This window comes from Polynucleobacter sp. SHI8, assembly GCF_027944005.1.
Taxonomy (GTDB): domain Bacteria; phylum Pseudomonadota; class Gammaproteobacteria; order Burkholderiales; family Burkholderiaceae; genus Polynucleobacter.
Map to the genome: position 1 here is coordinate 1,609,621 of NZ_AP027204.1, position 16,113 is coordinate 1,625,733.

Sequence of the window (16,113 nt, forward strand, 5' to 3'; positions counted from 1 at the left end):
GTTAAACCGCCACTTCTAATGGCGCGGGTGTTTTGGCAATTACATCCTCTACAGTAACGCCAGGGGCGAGTTCTGTTAGCTTGAGTCCTGTTGGTGTGACATTGATCACACACAGATCAGTAATGATCTGATCAACAACGCCCACTCCAGTTAATGGCAGGGTACATTCTGACAAGATCTTAAAATCTTCAGTACCGTCTTTTTTACGGGCAACATGCTCCATCACAATGATGACATGACCAACGCCAGCGACTAAGTCCATTGCACCGCCCATGCCTTTGATCATCTTGCCAGGAATCATCCAGTTGGCCAAATCACCTTTGGAGCTGACTTGCATGGCTCCTAAAATCGCCACATTGATCTTACCGGCACGGATCATGCCAAAGGAGTCCGCAGATGAAAAGATGGAGGAACCTGGTAAGGTAGTGACGGTTTGTTTACCTGCATTGATGAGGTCAGCATCAACTTCTGCTTCTGTCGGAAAGGGGCCAATGCCCATTAAGCCGTTTTCTGATTGAAGCCACACTTCCATTCCTTCAGGAATGTGATTCGCCACCAAGGTCGGTAAGCCAATCCCGAGATTGACGTAAAACCCGTCCTTTAATTCTTGGGCAGCTCTTGCTGCCATTTGATCTTTTGTCCATGCCATGTTAATTTTCCTTAATGATTCTTTATCTGTAAGTTATGCTGAACGTGTCGTTTTTTGTTCGATACGCTTTTCAGGGGTTGGATTGCACACAATCCGGTGGACATAGATACCCGGTGTATGAATCTGATCTGGATCTAATTCACCATTCTCAACAATCTCTTCCACTTCAGCAATCGTGATTTTTCCAGCCATGGCAGCAACTGGATTGAAATTACGAGCTGTTAGGTGATAAACCAAATTACCGGATTTATCTGCCTTCCAGGCTTTGACCAAGCCAACATCAGGTGTTAAGGTTCTTTCCATCAAATAGGTCTGACCATCAAACTCACGAGTCTCTTTACCTTCAGCAACAAGTGTACCGACACCGGTCTTGGTAAAAAATGCCGGAATTCCGCAACCACCTGAACGTAATTTTTCTGCCAAGGTTCCTTGTGGTGTAAGTTCTACTTCGACTTCTTTGGCTAAAAACTGTCTTTCAAATTCAGCATTACCGCCAATAAATGAACAAATCATTTTTTTGATTTGACGATTTTCTAACAAAATGCCAAGGCCGTAACCATCTATACCGCAGTTATTGGAAATCACGGTCAGATTTTTTGCGCCATTTTCTTTCATTCCAGCAATCAACGCTTCCGGAATGCCGCAAATACCAAATCCACCCACGGCCATCATGACGCCGTCTTTCACAACATCATGTAGTGCCTCTTTTGTTGAGGCATATACTTTATTCATCACTTTTCCCCTATTTTTGAAATCAATTCACTTTCTATATGATACCTTTTTCTAATGGAGATTTATTGAACGGCTAAGCCATCATCGGCAGTCATAATGGAACCATTGATAAAGCGGGATTCGGGACTGGCTAGAAGTAATAAAAGGCCTTCTAAGTCTTGTGTTTGTCCCACGCGCTTACGGGGTAATTTTTGGATGAGTTTTTGCCCACCTTCAGTTCCCCAATAATCGGCATTAATCTCGGTTTTAATATATCCCGGACAAATGGCGTTGACATTGATGCCATATCGTCCCCATTCGAGCGCCATGGCGTGTGTCATATGAATCACGGCAGCTTTACTCATGGAATACGTACTGATTTGCGCAAGAACCCGGATGCCTGCGACAGAAGCAATATTGATGATGCGTTGCGCCGGTGGTTCTTGTCCCTCTCCTTGGGCTTTTTTGGCTCGGGCAATCATTTGCTTGCCAATGGCCTGAGCGACAAAAAATGCACCTTTGGTATTGGTGTCCAGCACAAAATCGTAATCGGCTTCGGTAACGTCCACAATCCGCTGGGTGGTAGAGACGCCAGAATTATTGACCAAAATATCAATGGGGCCAGCGAGTTGTATTGCCTGAGCGGTGGCTTGCTCAATGGACGCAGTTGAGGTGACATCAAGGGCCACACAATGAACTTTGGCTCCTGTGTTCCCGAGTTCTTTGGCAAGCGCTTGCAAACGATCGATTCGGCGAGCTGCGAGTACAACCGTTGCACCAGCATTGGCTAAAGATGTTGCAAATTGCACGCCTAAGCCACTAGAAGCTCCCGTGATGAATGCCACTTTACCTATTAAATCAATTTGATACGCCATGCTATCTCCTTCATCTTGATGTATTGGAATTGTATTCAATACTTCAGCAATGAACGCAACTCAAAAAATGATTCCCACTATTTCAAATTTAAGTCTATTTAAAGACTCTTAAATCCTGCATGCTTAATAGCATCAACATCAAAGGTAACGCTATATTCACAACCAGCCTTATTGGCAGAGCGCTCAATCAAACAATCGGAAAAATCTGCTTTAGAGCCAGAAAAAACCCGAATGGCTTTGATGACGGTTTCTGTATTTTCAATCATCAACTCTCGTGTAGCAATGAGTGTTTCAAGAATTTTGACAACTTCTATTTTTGTCGATTGATAGCAACTTTGCATGACCCACACTAATTCAATAATCGACACAAGGGTAATAAAACCCGGCGACTCTTTTGTTAGAGAGTTGATTAAGTTTGTCGCAAGGGCAGATTGCTTGATGTCATCTTGGGCGATATAGCGCACTAAAACATTGGTATCCAGTCCGATCATCGCAATTTTGCTCCTTGCGTTGCAATCGCTCTATTCATGTCTTCGATGCTGACGGGAACTAGTGGTTTACGTAACATGCCCTTGAGAGATTGAATGGGGCTTACGATGGGAACGATCATAAATTGACCATTTTCCATCTCAACAAATTCGATACGACTTCCGGCTTCAATTTCAAGCGCGGTCCGAACTGTGGCTGGTATGGTGATCTGCCCTTTGGAGGTTACTGTCGCTGTACTCATGTTTATCCTTACTTTTAATATAATCCTTACTTTATAGTAAGGATTATATCGTGTCAAGGTTGACATGGTCCTCATCAGAAAAACAATTGAACCGTGTGATCATTACTTCTTCAATTTACGGCTTTTGCTGATAATGTCATAATTGAAGATTGACGAACTTGTTTTGAAAGATTTATGCAAAATCCTCTCACTTCAGCAGCAATTCTCGCGCAATACGGTCCTCGCGAATCCATGGAATATGACGTTGTCATCGTTGGTGGTGGGCCAGCAGGTCTTTCTTGCGCTATTCATATCAAACAACTTGCACAACAAAACAATCAGGAAATATCAGTTGTAGTTCTAGAAAAGGGTTCAGAAATCGGTGCTCACATTGTTTCTGGTGCCGTGATGGATCCAATTGCTTTAAATGAGCTGTTCCCGAACTGGAAAGAACTCGGGGCTCCTCTACATACGCCCGTTAAAGAAGATCGTTTTCTGTTCTTAACGCAATCCATGGGTGTTAAAACTCCGGATTGGTTACTGCCTGATTCATTTAAGAATCATGGTAATTACATTATTAGTTTGTCAGATTTCACGAGATGGTTAGGTTCTCAAGCAGAAGCACTCGGTGTTGAAATCTTTCCTGGCTTTGCGGCAGCTGAGGTTCTATTTAATGAACAAGGCCATGTCAAAGGGGTTGCTACAGGCAATCTAGGTATTGGCAAAGATGGTCAAGTCACGGATCAGTTTCAATTGGGGATGGAACTCCATGCCAAATACACAATCTTTGCAGAAGGGGCGCGAGGTCATCTAGGCAAACAACTGATTGCCAAGTTCAAATTAGATTCTTCTTCGGCGCCTCAAAGTTATGGTATCGGCATCAAAGAGCTTTGGGAAATCGACCCAAAAGTTCATGAAGAAGGTTTGGTGATACACACAGCTGGCTGGCCTTTATCTAGTGATACGTATGGCGGATCTTTTCTGTATCACATGGCGAATAACCAGGTGTCTGTAGGTTTTGTGGTGGGGCTCGGTTATAAAAATCCGTACCTCTCCCCTTTTGAAGAATTCCAACGCTATAAAACTCATCCAAGTATTCGTAAGTTTTTTGAGAATGGTAAACGCCTAAGCTATGGTGCCCGGGCTATCACAGCAGGTGGCTTTAACAGCTTGCCGAAGACTATTTTTCCAGGTGGCGCCCTCATTGGGTGTGATGCGGGTTATCTCAATGCTTCTCGTATTAAGGGTTCGCATGCGGCCATTAAATCAGGGATGTTGGTGGCTCGCGATATCGTGGGCGCTCTTGAGAATGGAAGATCGCAAGATGAGTTGCATCATTATCCAAAATACTTCAAATCGAGTTGGCTTTTCGATGAACTTTACAAAGCGCGTAATTTTAAAATTGCGATGACCAAGGGTCTATACACGGGTAGTCTTTTAGTGGGTCTTGAGCAAAAGATATTCAAAGGTAGTGCCCCATGGAACCTCAAACATCCCAAGCCGGATCATGCCTGTTTAGAGCTAGCATCAATGCATCAACCCATTGAGTATCCCAAGCCTGATGGAAAAATTACGTTTGATCGTTTGTCGTCGGTGTTTATTTCCAATACAAATCATGCGGAAAATCAACCCGCACACTTAACTCTTAAAAATCCTGATGTGCCAATCAATACCAATTTAGCTCAATATGCCGGACCAGAAGCTCGTTACTGCCCTGCTGGTGTTTATGAATATGTTCGAACAGACGGTATCGATCGTCTCCAAATTAATGCGCAAAATTGTGTGCATTGTAAAACTTGTGACATCAAAGATCCTACGCAAAATATTGTATGGGTAACGCCTGAAGGTGGCGGTGGACCTAATTACTCGGGGATGTAAATACTGGGGGTGTGGGCACGGCTCGTTTTGCAGATTGTGCAATACAAAGATAACCCACTAGACAAGCTGCTCCGGAGAGCATAAAGGCATAGTTAGGCCCAAAGTCTTCCCAAACCCAGCCTGCAACGACTCCTCCAATAGTGCCACCAAAACCATAAGCCACAGTTGAGTACAAGGCTTGTCCTCGAGCCTGAGTGCTGCCATGAAACCAATTTTGCATCAATCGAATAGAGGCGCTATGGTGCGCAGCAAAAGTTGCTGCATGAAATAATTGCACAATCAATAATGGCCAAAACGCTGGAATAAAGGCAATCACAACAAACCTAATCGCTCCTAAAATAAAAGTTATGCGCAGTATTTTTTGCGCACTCAACACTTGATAGACTTGTTTTTGAAAATAAAAATAGATAACTTCAGCACCAACGCCAATCATCCAAAATAAGCCAATCGTTTGTTTACCGTAACCTAACTTTTGTAAATAAAGTGAATAAAAAACATATAAGCTTGAATGTGCAAAAATCATCCAAAATGTAGAGCCAAAGAACCACATGACCTCTGGCTTTTTGATGATGGAACGTAATTGCCCACGTTCTAGTTTCTTTTTTTCAAGTGGTGGCTCCCACAGTTTGTAGGTGGTGATGGTGACAAATAATAGAATTACCAAAGCAAGGGCTGGCAAGGTTTCTATACCCATCCACTCAAACCAATAGCCTCCAGCAAAGACGGCAGTCATAAAACCAATCGACCCCCACAGCCGTAATTTGCCATAACGACTCTCGAAGGAATTAGTTTTTTGGAGGGCATGGACTGTGGCAGCCTCCCCTAATGGAGTCAAACTACTACTGATAAGATTGAGAACAAACATCCAAATCATCAGGGCAAAAAAGGTTTGAAAGAAAAAGATGCCGAAAAAGACAAACAGGCTGATGAGGGCGGTAATGCGCATAATGCCGATACGATCTTGCTTGAGATCGGATAACCATCCCCAAAACATCGGTCCAATGATCCGGGTAATTTGTAACATGGACATCAATAATGAAATTTGGATTGCGGTAAATCCGAGCTGATCAAAATACAAACTCAAAAAGGGACTAACAATCCCGAGATAACCATAGTAAAAAAAGAAAAAAATAGCGAAGAGGATCTGGCTATTTTGGAAAAACAACATAAGGTGTTACGTTCGTTGTCCGGGTATAACAGGAGTTAGGGAGCGAACGTCTGCGCACTGGGCACGATGTTGTAATACATGGTCCATCACGACGAGTGCCAACATAGCTTCTGCAATGGGTGTGGCGCGAATCCCCACACACGGATCATGGCGTCCTTTGGTTTGCACCATCACGGTCTCACCACGACTATTAATCGACTCTTTGGGGGTTAAGATACTGGAGGTGGGTTTGATCGCCAAAAATACTTCAAGGTCTTGTCCAGTACTGATACCGCCAAGAACGCCACCTGCATGATTGGTCTTAAAACCGCTTGGAGTGATCTCATCGCCATGCACGCTACCTTTTTGTATTACTGACTCAAATCCCGAACCAATCTCCACACCTTTGACGGCATTAATTCCCATCATGGCGTAAGCAATTGCAGCGTCTAATTTATCAAATAGTGGATTGCCTAAACCAACGGGCATGTGCGTAGCTCGGACCATGATTTTGGCGCCACAGGAATCGCCACTTTTACGTAACTCATCCATGTAGGCTTCTAACTCAGCAATTTTGGAGGCGTTGGCAGCAAAAAAAGGATTGTTGTGAATATGCTCAACTCCTTCAAATGGAATCGAGAGTTCTCCTAACTGTGTCATGTACCCCTGAAAACTAATCCCATAATGTTCACGTAACCATTTTTTAGCAATTCCAGCAGCAGCAACAACGGGGGCTGTAAGCCTGGCGGAGGATCTGCCGCCACCACGTGGATCTCGAATCCCGTACTTTTGCTGATAGGTGTAATCAGCATGACCTGGACGAAAGGTATCTAAGATCTCTTTGTAATCTTGACTACGTTGATCGGTGTTCTTAATGAGTAATGCAATGGGTGTACCGGTGGTCTTACCTTCAAACACACCAGATAAGATTTCGACTTGATCAGCTTCTTGGCGCTGGGTGACGTGCCGAGAGGTGCCTGGCTTGCGACGATCAAGATCATGTTGCAGGTCACTTGCACTTAGTTCCATACCAGGTGGGCAACCATCGACCACTGCTCCAATCGCGGGTCCATGTGACTCACCAAAGGTGGTCGTGCAAAATAAAGTTCCGAGTGTGCTTCCTGCCATAAACTCTATTATGGCATTTTTTACACTAAGCTTTGATGAAAAATCGGGGGGTTAGCTATTCCCAGCTTCCGGCCAGTCTCTGATATACGCCTTTAACATCGTATTTTCAAAGCCTTGTGCTTCCACTACGGCTTTTGCCACATCGTAAAAAGAAATCACACCCATCAATATCTTATTTTCCATTACAGGTAAATAACGTGCATGACGATTGAGCATCATTCGGCGAACTTCATCAAGATCAGTTTCTGGCGTACACATGAGCGGATGCTCATCCATCACTTTACCCACGGTCACCTCATCAAGCGCACCATGATTATGTGCTAACACACCAATGACTTCACGAAAAGTTAACATGCCGACAACATCAGAATACTGAATCACCACTAGTGAACCAATATCATGCTCAGCCATTGCGCGAACCGCTTGATTGACCGTGGTTTCAGGACTAACCGTGTATAAGGTATTGCCTTTTAATCTTAAAATGTCGCTAACTTTCATATCGCCTCCTTGAGGTCATCATTGTCAATGCAGTCTATCCCTTATTTAAACATCTGTAAACCAGTTGTTATCCCTAATATGCGGCAAACTTGCGGTGAGGACAGCACCAGCCATCGTGACCCACCAAGTCAAGTAAATCCAGACTAAAAATAGTGGCACAATAGCAAATGCGCCATACAAGGTCTTATAAACCTGTGCCTTGGAAACAAAGAATGTAAAACCATATTTGGCGGTTTCAAAAACAATAGCGGCCACAATTGCGCCAATCAGAGCATCGCGCCACCATACGTCGGCGCTTGGGCCAAATTTATACAACACAATAAATGGCATCATGGTAAGTAAGAATGGCACTAACCAATCAATTAGCTCCAGATGGTAACGAAACCCAACATCTAAATCATGCGACGCTGCCACAAAATATGATGTGATGTAAATACTCAGGCCAAGTAATACTGGCCCGAGGGCTGTGACCAATATATACATCATGATTCTTTTGAAAAATGGTCGTTGTTGCTTGACTTGCCACACTTGGTTAAACGCTTTTTCAATAGTCATTAATGTCAAAATGGCACTAAATAATAGGCCCGCAATACCGAACAAGGTTAAGCCCTTGGAGTGACTTGAAAAACTGGTCAAGTAGCGGCTAATCGTGTCACTCAAGCCACCGGGAATCAGAGTATTGGTAATCCAAAGTTGAATCTCTTCACGTAAATTAATGAAGGTCGATAATTGACCAATCAAAATCGTGGCAATCGACAACATCGGTATAACTGCTAAAACGGTGGTGTACGCTAGTGAACCAGATACTTGATTGAGTTGGGCCTGCGAAAAGCGCTGGCGCCAAAAGAGAAAAAGTTGTCGTCCTGTTCTAAATTGTTGTGTGCGTGTACGAACCATCTACTTTACTTACTAGATTTTTAAAATACCACTATCATAACCATTATGTTAGATACCAATATACTTGTCCTATATTACTCCCGTCATGGTGCAACGCGCCGTTTGGCTGAACTAATCGCTGAAGGGGTAGAATCTGTAGCGCATTGTCAAGCGACGTTACGCACGGTACCGAATGTTTCTGCGGTATCTGAGGCAACAGAAAACGCAATTCCGACTCATGGCTCGCCCTACGCAGAATATACTGATCTGGCTGAGTGTGATGGTCTTGCTTTGGGTTCACCCACGCGTTTTGGAAATATGACGAGTGCCATGAAATACTTTTGGGATGGCAGTACTTCGCAGTGGCTCTCAGGTGCACTTGCTGGTAAACCAGCCTGTGTGTTTACAAGTACCGGGAGTCTGCACGGCGGTCAAGAAACGACGCTTCTATCAATGATGTTGCCGCTCTTGCATCATGGCATGCTGGTCATGGGTCTGCCCTACAGTCATCCTGAATTAAGTTCCACCACGACAGGTGGCACGCCCTATGGTGTTTCCCACTTGGCAGGTGATCGGGGACAACACCCGATCTCGCGTGAGGAACAACATTTAGCGATCGCGCAAGGAATTCGTTTAGCAAAGATTGCACAGCAACTCAAAAATCCGGTATGACCCTATTTAAATACCCTTTAAGTTTTAATCAAAAATTAGCCTTTGTGTGTGCGATTCTTTTATGTTTGCTTTGTATCGCTTGGGAATGGTTCATCTCTCCCCTGCGCCCAAATGGCTCTTGGATGGTTCTGAAATGTATTCCTCTTGGCTTAATGTTGCCAGGTCTTTATCGTGGTAAAAATTACCAGTCGCAAGCAACTTCAATGATCATTTTGCTGTATTTTTTGGAAGGCTTTGCAAGGCTTTTTGAGCCTGGTTTGAACTGGATCTTGGCGAGTGTAGAGGTAGTACTTTCCAGTCTGATCTTCTATGGTGTTTTAATGCATCTTGGCCCGCTGAAAAAAGCAGCAAAGGCCAAGAAAGAGTCTGAACAACTCAAGCAACAGCCTTAGGCCATCGCAACTGCGCTGTTACGATTTTTATCAACAGCCGTAGATAACAAATTGGCAATACTGGAAAAATAACTCATCGCAAGAATGGTTGGTTTGATGATCTTTTTTCTGCCATCAATGTCGGTATGAAAATCGACGTAACCTTTTTTACGCAAGTTTTTGATTCTGGCATGTAAGGTCGCACGTGAACCGATTTCATTAAGTGAAATCGCTTCATTGACGAGTAAGGGCTTGCCATGTTTCCATGTAATCGCAATTTCATTCAACAATTCCAGCTCCATACTATCTAGCGCCTGAAATTGATTCGAATGCTTAAGTGATGAAAGGCTTTCAATGTATTGAAAATAAATCTCAGATAGATTTGCGTTTTCTGACATAGTTTTGCTCATATTCCTGAATAGTTGAACTTCTAAATGGCAGGTTTTATTACTCCTGCAACACAACTATATTGTTACGGAAATTAGTCTTATTAAAAGATACATAAAGAGCATAATTTGTCTTTAATTCATCTCTTTAATAGACTTTAGAAACAATTTTTGTCAGGAATTTTCCAACAAATGTCATATTTATATGGCGTATAACTTCAAAATATCCAATTCCACTACCTGTAGGGCATTGATATGGGTACTTTCCAGCTTAATTTTGGGAGCGCAACCGGCATAAAAAGCCTCTTTCCACCGCAAAATACATAAACACCACTGATCGCCAGCAACTAATCCCGAAAAACGCCACTGGGGCATCGGTGTCGATAAATCGTTGCCGGCTTGCTTGGAAAACACCAAAAAATCGTCGGTCATGATGGCGCAGACCAAATGACTCCCCACATCTTCAGGGCCTGTCTTACAGCAGCCGTCGCGATAAAACCCCGTGAGTGGCTCAAATGAACATGCCACCAAGGGCTCTCCAAGAACATTGCGCGCCACTTCGATTGTGCTAGTCATGTTGATTATTCCGGTTGTACTTTGGCGTTGATCACTAACTGCTCCCATTTTTTCTTTTCCGCGATCACAAACGCTTTGGTATTGGCGGGCGTATCCGCTGGTGCATAACCACCAAGTTCGGTCATTCGCGCTTTTACTTCTGGGGAATTCAGTACTTTTTTAAGTGCGGCATACAACTTGTTGATCACTTCTGGCGGGGTTTTTGCTGGCACAAAAATACCAAACCAAGCGGTGACTTCAAAATCTTTAAAGCCTGACTCAATCATGGTCGGCACTTCTGGCAATTCTGGACTGCGGGTTTTGCCGGTGACGGCTAATGCTTTTAATTTGCCAGATTTGATATAAGGCATAGAACTGGGTAAGTTATCGACCATCATGGTCACTTGGCCACCTAATAAATCGACGAGTGCTGGTCCTGCCCCTTTGTATGGTACGTGGGTAATATCAATACCGGCTTGGTATTTAAACATCTCGCCTGACATATGAATCGACTGGCCTCGTCCTGACGATGCAAATGAATATTTACCTGGATTGGCTTTGGCAAGAGCAACTAACTCGGCAACATTTTTTACGGGTAAATTGGCATTCACGACCAAAACATTAGGGGTTGCTAATGCCATAGTTACTGGCTCAAGATCTTCCATCTTATAAGGCAAACTCTTATATAAGCTGTAGTTGATGGCATTAGGCCCAATATTGCCCATAATCATGGTGTAACCATCTGGCGGGCTGGCTATGAGTGCTTGGGTTCCAATGATGGCAGCTGCTCCTGCCTTGATATCGACCACGACGTTTTGTCCTAACTCACGTCCAAGCGGATCGGCAATGGTGCGGGCGGCGATATCGGTTGTTCCTCCAGCGGCGGCCGGCACAATCATTCGGATCGGTTTACTCGGGTAGGTATCAGCACAAACGATAGACGATGCGCTAAAAACTAGGGATAAAACGACAGATTGAACAAGTTTCATAATGACTCCAGGTAATGTAAGCATGATGTGGATCTTGTGAGTTCTTTAATGATAGTAAAGATATTACTTGAACAAGAAGAACCCTGTTCTATTTTTTGATGATTAAAGTGAGAACTACTTAACGCAAGGCAATACATTTGTTGGGGGCAAACCCAAATTTGACTTGACTACCTACGGGCAATTGTGTGGAGGGATGCACTCGAGCCAGAAACTCTTGATCCCCTACTTGAATTTGGTAATCCAAGAAATCACCCAAAAATAGTTGAAAGTTAATACTTCCCTGAATCATGTTTTTTTGTGACGCAGTCTCAGGCAACCATTGCAAATCTTCTGGTCGAATCGAGAGTAATACTTCTTCACCAGGATTTAAAGTATCTATCGCACTCACTTCAAAATCACCGATAGCTGATCTGACTTGGTAAAAACCTTGTTCAACAGGGCCTAATACATGTGCTTTGATGAAGTTACTTAAACCGACAAAATTGGCTACAAATTGATTTTGTGGCGATTCATAAATATTTCTGGGGGAACCAATTTGTGCAATTTTACCGGCTTGAATCACGGCAATTTCGTGGGACATGGCAAGGGCTTCTCCCTGGTCATGAGTAACATAAATGGTGGTTAACCCAAATTCTTTTTGCATGGACTTCAATTCAAAGCGCATGCGTTCACGGAGTTTTGCGTCAAGATTAGAAAGTGGCTCGTCGAGTAACAGCAGTTTGGGTTCCATCACCAATGCGCGGGCTAATGCAAGTCGCTGTTGTTGCCCACCAGATAATTTGGTAGCATCTCTGCCAGCTTCTTGACCAAGTCCAACGGCATCTAACACGCGCATAACTTTGGTATCAATCTCTTGCTTACTCCATTTTTTCTTCCCCACTTCTAGTGGAAATGCAGCATTTTTGAAAACGCTCATATGCGGCCAAATGGCATACGACTGAAACACCATGCCAAAGTTTCTATGATTGGGCGGTACAAAAATATTTTTCAGTGATGAATAAAGGACAGTATCTCCAACACGTATTTCACCTGAGGTGGGTCTTTCTAATCCTGCGATCGATCGTAGTGTCGTCGTTTTTCCGCATCCACTGGGTCCTAATAGAGTAAATAAAACACCTTGTGGAACTTTAAAGGAAATATCCTGCACTGCTTTGACAATTTGCCCACTAGCGTTCGGATACTCGGTATATAAATGCTCAACTTCTAACATAACTTCTCCAAAGGATTAGGTTTCTTTTACGCCAAAGCGTTTACTGACTTGTTGCGCGAGCATGACGAGGACAAACAGGCTCAAAATTAATATAACTCCCAGTGCTGACAATTCTACATATTGTCCGTTTTCCCATAGTTCCCAAATTAAGACGGACACAACTTCATTATCAGGGCTTGATAATAAAATGGAGGTGGATAATTCACGCACTGAAACAATCAAAATATAAATCCAACCCGCCATCAAGCCTGGCTTTAATAAAGGGAAAATGATTTTACGGAAAGTCGTCATCCATGATGCCCCGCTCATGCCTGCTGACTCTTCTAATTCTTGATGGATTTGCAGCATGGCGGTGGTGTTATAGCGCATGCCATAGGGCAAGAATCTGGTAATAAATGCAAGCAGCATAATCCACAGGGTTCCATAAATCCCAATATCTACGCTCAAGTAGAAAACCATAATGGATAAACCCAGCACCATACCAGGAAACACAATCGGTAAGGATGCAAGATTATCAATCATCCAGCGCCCTGGAATTTTTGTTTTCAAAACAACCCAACAAATGATTGCGGTCAAAAGCATCACAATGGTTGCACACCCAATTGCCAAAACAAAACTATGCCAGACGGCATTGCCTAGGTTTGGATATGACAATATAAATTTATACGCATCTAATGACAAGTTTTTAAATGCATCAACTCCAGGTACACCATAGAATTTTTGTAATGAACACCACAATAAAATTGAAAATGGCAGAATCACAATCATGAGAAAGTACATGGCAAATAAGCCAGCTGTCACATAACGCCATTTACCTAAATCCATCACTCGCGGACGAAAGCCTTTACCTGTGACTGTGGAGTATTTATTACCTTGTCCTGTAATACGGCTTTGTAAATACACGCCAATGGTGGTGATGATTAAAAGACTCACTCCGTAAGAGCTTGCAAGGCCAATATTGCTCGGGTATTCATGGATGGCACGATAAATCGATGAGGTAAATACATCTATTCCAACAGGAAGTCCTAACAATGCGGGTACTTCAAAGGATTCAATGGATCTTACAAATAAAATGAGCAGTGTTGCAAAAATCGCTGGCCAAGAGAGTTTAATCGTGATCCGCCAAACGGTCTGGGAAATACTCGCGCCACTCATCATAGCTGACTCTTCTAATGAAGGATCCATCGACCGAAATGCTGAGGTCATCATCAGAAATGCCATCGATGAGTAATGAAGTCCATCCACCCAAATCATTCCCCATATAGAGTAAATATCAAAAAATACATACTTGGTATTAAAGACACTTTGTAAGAAAAGATTAATGATGCCAATTTTAGGACTCGCTAAAAAAATCCATGTCACCGTAAAAAGAATTCCAGGAATTATTAAGGGTACGACGGAGAGTGTAAAAAATAACTTTTTAAATGGGGTATTGGTCCTTTCATTCATCCAGGCAAGGGCTGTACCCGTTATAAAAGCAAAGATGGATGATCCAGTTGCAAATGCAATCGAGTTACGAAATAAAGCCCACGTTTGTGAACTGGAATAAGCATCAATATAATTTTTTAAAGTGAATTGTGATGGCGTATCGCTCGTACCAGGAGTATGAAAACTCTCCCACAATAGAAAAATTAAGGGCATCAAGGTGAGATAGGCGACGGTGAGTAAACAGCCGCCTATCAAAAACCATTTCAACTCTAATTTTTTCAGAATGTTTTGAGCTGAATTTTTCAATACGATTTTTTCTCCATCTCTATGACTCTGATCAATTATCCAATTTTGTGTTTAATGTTCTTTATTGGATTTGAGTTTTTGTGGATATATTTCAGTATTCATTTGGACATCATTGCGACGCTGTGCAACGAGTTCTTCACCTGTCTTAAAATATTCACTACGAATCGCTCTTTGCGCCATTTCTTCATTTCGCTCACTCCAGTTACCCATCGAGTAACCATGCCATGGTGCTTCTGGCTTGAGTTCAGGCAATCCCAACTCTTCCCAAATCGTTTTCGCATGTTCCATGATTTCTTTTTTGGGTAATGCAAGCGGTGGGAAATCATCTTTTAAGGTCGCATCAATTAGCAATGATGAGTCCATGCCATCATTTCTTGGGCTTCTTGGACCATGACCGCTGTCACGATTTTTTAGGGTTTGTAAATCAAGGGCGTAGTTTGCGCGGTAAGACATGGCCCAAAATAACGCGTCAGCATTATCTGGATCAATATCATCATTGACTGCAATCACCAGTTTTCCACCTGCACGGAGCATCGATGCTGCCCCATACAGTGAACGCCAAATTTCAGAGGTCGGCATCTTACGATCCACAACCACCACAATCACTTTTCGTAAATTCGTGAGTGGTTCATGTAAAGAAACTTTAATGACGCCTTTAATACCCATATTCTTTTTCAAATGGTTTAAGAAAACGGGCTCTAAAGCTACACGTTTAATCAAACTTGATTCTGAAGGAGTTACTTGCGAAATAATCGAAGTTAATACTGCCTTTTTACGACGGGTAATCGCTGTAACTTCCATAAAGGCATTAAATTCTTGAAGATTAACGTGACCATGAGATTCGCCAAACGGTGCCTCTGGCTCTAACCATTCTGTATCAATTAATCCTTCAATGACGATTTCAGCATCTGCTGGCACCATCAGGTCAATCGTTTTGCACTTGACGACATGTATCGGCGCACCAGCTAAACCGCCAGCAATGGTCATTTCATCCACATCTTCAGGCAGCTTTTGGGCGGAAGTAAAGGCAACTTGCGGAGGACAACCTAAAATAATGGCAGCAGGTAATTTAGTTCCTCGTGCTTTATGTTTTTCCCAATGTGTATAAATACCAGGTTGATTCTCAATCGAAGGATTCATACCAATCCGGGTGGGTGATTTAACCTGACCGCGATAAATCCCCATGTTATGAATACCACTATCTGGATCTTTACTAATGTATTGCGACAAGGTTGTATATGGGCCATTATCCCAACCCGGGGTGGAGATTGGAATTGGTAAACCATCAATCCCTTTTCCAGGTTCTTTAAGCTCTTCACCCATGATCACAATTTCTTGACAGGGAGCGTCAGTGACTTCTATAGGCGCCTTTGGATTGGCAATGGCATGGCCCCATACTTTACCAATGTCTTCAATCGCACAACCCATGCCAGTACTGTAGATTTTCTTGTTAGCAGCTAAACCACCAACTAGAACTGGAATATCGTATTTATGACCTTTACCGTCAACAACATTGGTAAATAAAAAGGCTTTGCGGTTCGGCTCTGTAATCCCACCACGAAATTGCCAACGTACCAAAGGATGTAATTCAGTATCTTTATTAATTTCACGATCCACACGCACTAAAAGACCTGCTTGATCTAACGCCTCAATATGTTCATGTAGATCCTTATAACCTCGATCTTCTGCTGTATTTTTTTTATTACTCATTACCGTCTCCTTGTG

The 16,113-nt window shown here is 43.0% G+C and carries 18 protein-coding genes; 3 read left to right on the forward strand and 15 right to left on the reverse strand.

The window, feature by feature from the left end:
- Nucleotide 1: 1 nt before the first annotated feature.
- From QMN06_RS08085 to QMN06_RS08105, 5 genes are all read right to left on the reverse strand, one after another.
- Nucleotides 2–649 carry a CoA transferase subunit B gene (locus QMN06_RS08085; protein WP_281969616.1) on the reverse strand — a complete coding sequence of 216 codons (648 nt, stop codon included), beginning with the start codon at nt 647–649 and terminating at the stop codon, nt 2–4.
- A gap of 33 nt (nt 650–682) precedes the next feature.
- Entirely contained in the window at nt 683–1,381 is a 699-nt protein-coding gene (locus QMN06_RS08090; RefSeq protein ID WP_281969617.1) for a CoA transferase subunit A, read from the reverse strand.
- A 62-nt stretch (nt 1,382–1,443) separates the two neighbouring features.
- Nucleotides 1,444–2,235 carry an SDR family oxidoreductase gene (locus tag QMN06_RS08095; RefSeq protein ID WP_281969618.1) on the reverse strand — a complete coding sequence of 264 codons (792 nt, stop codon included), beginning with the start codon at nt 2,233–2,235 and terminating at the stop codon, nt 1,444–1,446.
- A gap of 98 nt (nt 2,236–2,333) precedes the next feature.
- Nucleotides 2,334–2,726, reverse strand: a complete 393-nt coding sequence (locus QMN06_RS08100) for a type II toxin-antitoxin system VapC family toxin (protein WP_281969619.1) — start codon at nt 2,724–2,726, stop codon at nt 2,334–2,336.
- On the reverse strand, nt 2,723–2,965 hold the full coding sequence (locus tag QMN06_RS08105) for an AbrB/MazE/SpoVT family DNA-binding domain-containing protein (RefSeq protein ID WP_281969620.1): 243 nt from the start codon (nt 2,963–2,965) through the stop codon (nt 2,723–2,725). Before QMN06_RS08105 ends, QMN06_RS08100 begins: the two co-directional genes overlap by 4 nt.
- Before the next feature lie 174 nt (nt 2,966–3,139).
- Here QMN06_RS08105 and QMN06_RS08110 point away from each other — a divergent pair, with 174 nt between their 5' ends.
- Nucleotides 3,140–4,822: an electron transfer flavoprotein-ubiquinone oxidoreductase gene (locus QMN06_RS08110; RefSeq protein WP_281969621.1), complete on the forward strand. Its 1,683-nt coding sequence runs from the start codon at nt 3,140–3,142 to the stop codon at nt 4,820–4,822.
- Here the strand turns inward: QMN06_RS08110 and QMN06_RS08115 are convergent.
- From QMN06_RS08115 to QMN06_RS08130, 4 genes are read right to left on the reverse strand one after another with little or no spacing between them, the layout of a single operon-like run.
- Nucleotides 4,803–5,990: an MFS transporter gene (locus QMN06_RS08115; protein ID WP_281969622.1), complete on the reverse strand. Its 1,188-nt coding sequence runs from the start codon at nt 5,988–5,990 to the stop codon at nt 4,803–4,805. The genes QMN06_RS08110 and QMN06_RS08115 overlap by 20 nt on opposite strands.
- Before the next feature lie 6 nt (nt 5,991–5,996).
- Complete coding sequence (aroC, locus tag QMN06_RS08120; protein ID WP_281969623.1) at nt 5,997–7,097, reverse strand: chorismate synthase; 1,101 nt, start codon at nt 7,095–7,097, stop codon at nt 5,997–5,999.
- A 51-nt stretch (nt 7,098–7,148) separates the two neighbouring features.
- On the reverse strand, nt 7,149–7,595 hold the full coding sequence (locus QMN06_RS08125) for a CBS domain-containing protein (RefSeq protein WP_281969624.1): 447 nt from the start codon (nt 7,593–7,595) through the stop codon (nt 7,149–7,151).
- 45 nt (nt 7,596–7,640) lie between these two features.
- Nucleotides 7,641–8,492 carry a YhjD/YihY/BrkB family envelope integrity protein gene (locus QMN06_RS08130; protein WP_281969625.1) on the reverse strand — a complete coding sequence of 284 codons (852 nt, stop codon included), beginning with the start codon at nt 8,490–8,492 and terminating at the stop codon, nt 7,641–7,643.
- A 45-nt stretch (nt 8,493–8,537) separates the two neighbouring features.
- On the opposite strand from QMN06_RS08130, the gene wrbA reads away from it, so the two are divergent.
- Both wrbA and QMN06_RS08140 read left to right on the forward strand, forming a co-directional pair.
- Nucleotides 8,538–9,143 (forward strand): NAD(P)H:quinone oxidoreductase, encoded by a 606-nt coding sequence (wrbA, locus tag QMN06_RS08135; RefSeq protein ID WP_281969626.1) that lies wholly within the window; start codon nt 8,538–8,540, stop codon nt 9,141–9,143.
- The gene (locus tag QMN06_RS08140; RefSeq protein WP_281969627.1) at nt 9,140–9,535 is read left to right on the forward strand and encodes a DUF2069 domain-containing protein; all 396 of its coding nucleotides are present in this window, start codon (nt 9,140–9,142) and stop codon (nt 9,533–9,535) included. The genes wrbA and QMN06_RS08140 overlap by 4 nt, the downstream gene beginning before the upstream one ends.
- On the opposite strand, the gene QMN06_RS08145 is transcribed toward QMN06_RS08140, so the two are convergent.
- The 6 genes from QMN06_RS08145 to QMN06_RS08170 all read right to left on the reverse strand — a co-directional run bounded on the left by QMN06_RS08145 (nt 9,532) and on the right by QMN06_RS08170 (nt 16,098).
- On the reverse strand, nt 9,532–9,912 hold the full coding sequence (locus QMN06_RS08145; RefSeq protein WP_281969628.1) for a helix-turn-helix domain-containing protein: 381 nt from the start codon (nt 9,910–9,912) through the stop codon (nt 9,532–9,534). The genes QMN06_RS08140 and QMN06_RS08145 overlap by 4 nt on opposite strands.
- Before the next feature lie 189 nt (nt 9,913–10,101).
- On the reverse strand, nt 10,102–10,476 hold the full coding sequence (locus tag QMN06_RS08150; protein WP_281969629.1) for a DUF2237 domain-containing protein: 375 nt from the start codon (nt 10,474–10,476) through the stop codon (nt 10,102–10,104).
- Between the two features lie 5 nt (nt 10,477–10,481).
- The gene (locus QMN06_RS08155) at nt 10,482–11,444 is read right to left on the reverse strand and encodes a tripartite tricarboxylate transporter substrate binding protein (RefSeq protein WP_281969630.1); all 963 of its coding nucleotides are present in this window, start codon (nt 11,442–11,444) and stop codon (nt 10,482–10,484) included.
- Between the two features lie 118 nt (nt 11,445–11,562).
- On the reverse strand, nt 11,563–12,654 hold the full coding sequence (locus QMN06_RS08160) for an ABC transporter ATP-binding protein (protein ID WP_281969631.1): 1,092 nt from the start codon (nt 12,652–12,654) through the stop codon (nt 11,563–11,565).
- A gap of 15 nt (nt 12,655–12,669) precedes the next feature.
- Nucleotides 12,670–14,388 (reverse strand): iron ABC transporter permease, encoded by a 1,719-nt coding sequence (locus QMN06_RS08165; RefSeq protein WP_281969632.1) that lies wholly within the window; start codon nt 14,386–14,388, stop codon nt 12,670–12,672.
- 51 nt (nt 14,389–14,439) lie between these two features.
- Entirely contained in the window at nt 14,440–16,098 is a 1,659-nt protein-coding gene (locus tag QMN06_RS08170; RefSeq protein WP_281969633.1) for a UbiD family decarboxylase, read from the reverse strand.
- Between the last annotated feature and the right edge of the window lie 15 nt (nt 16,099–16,113).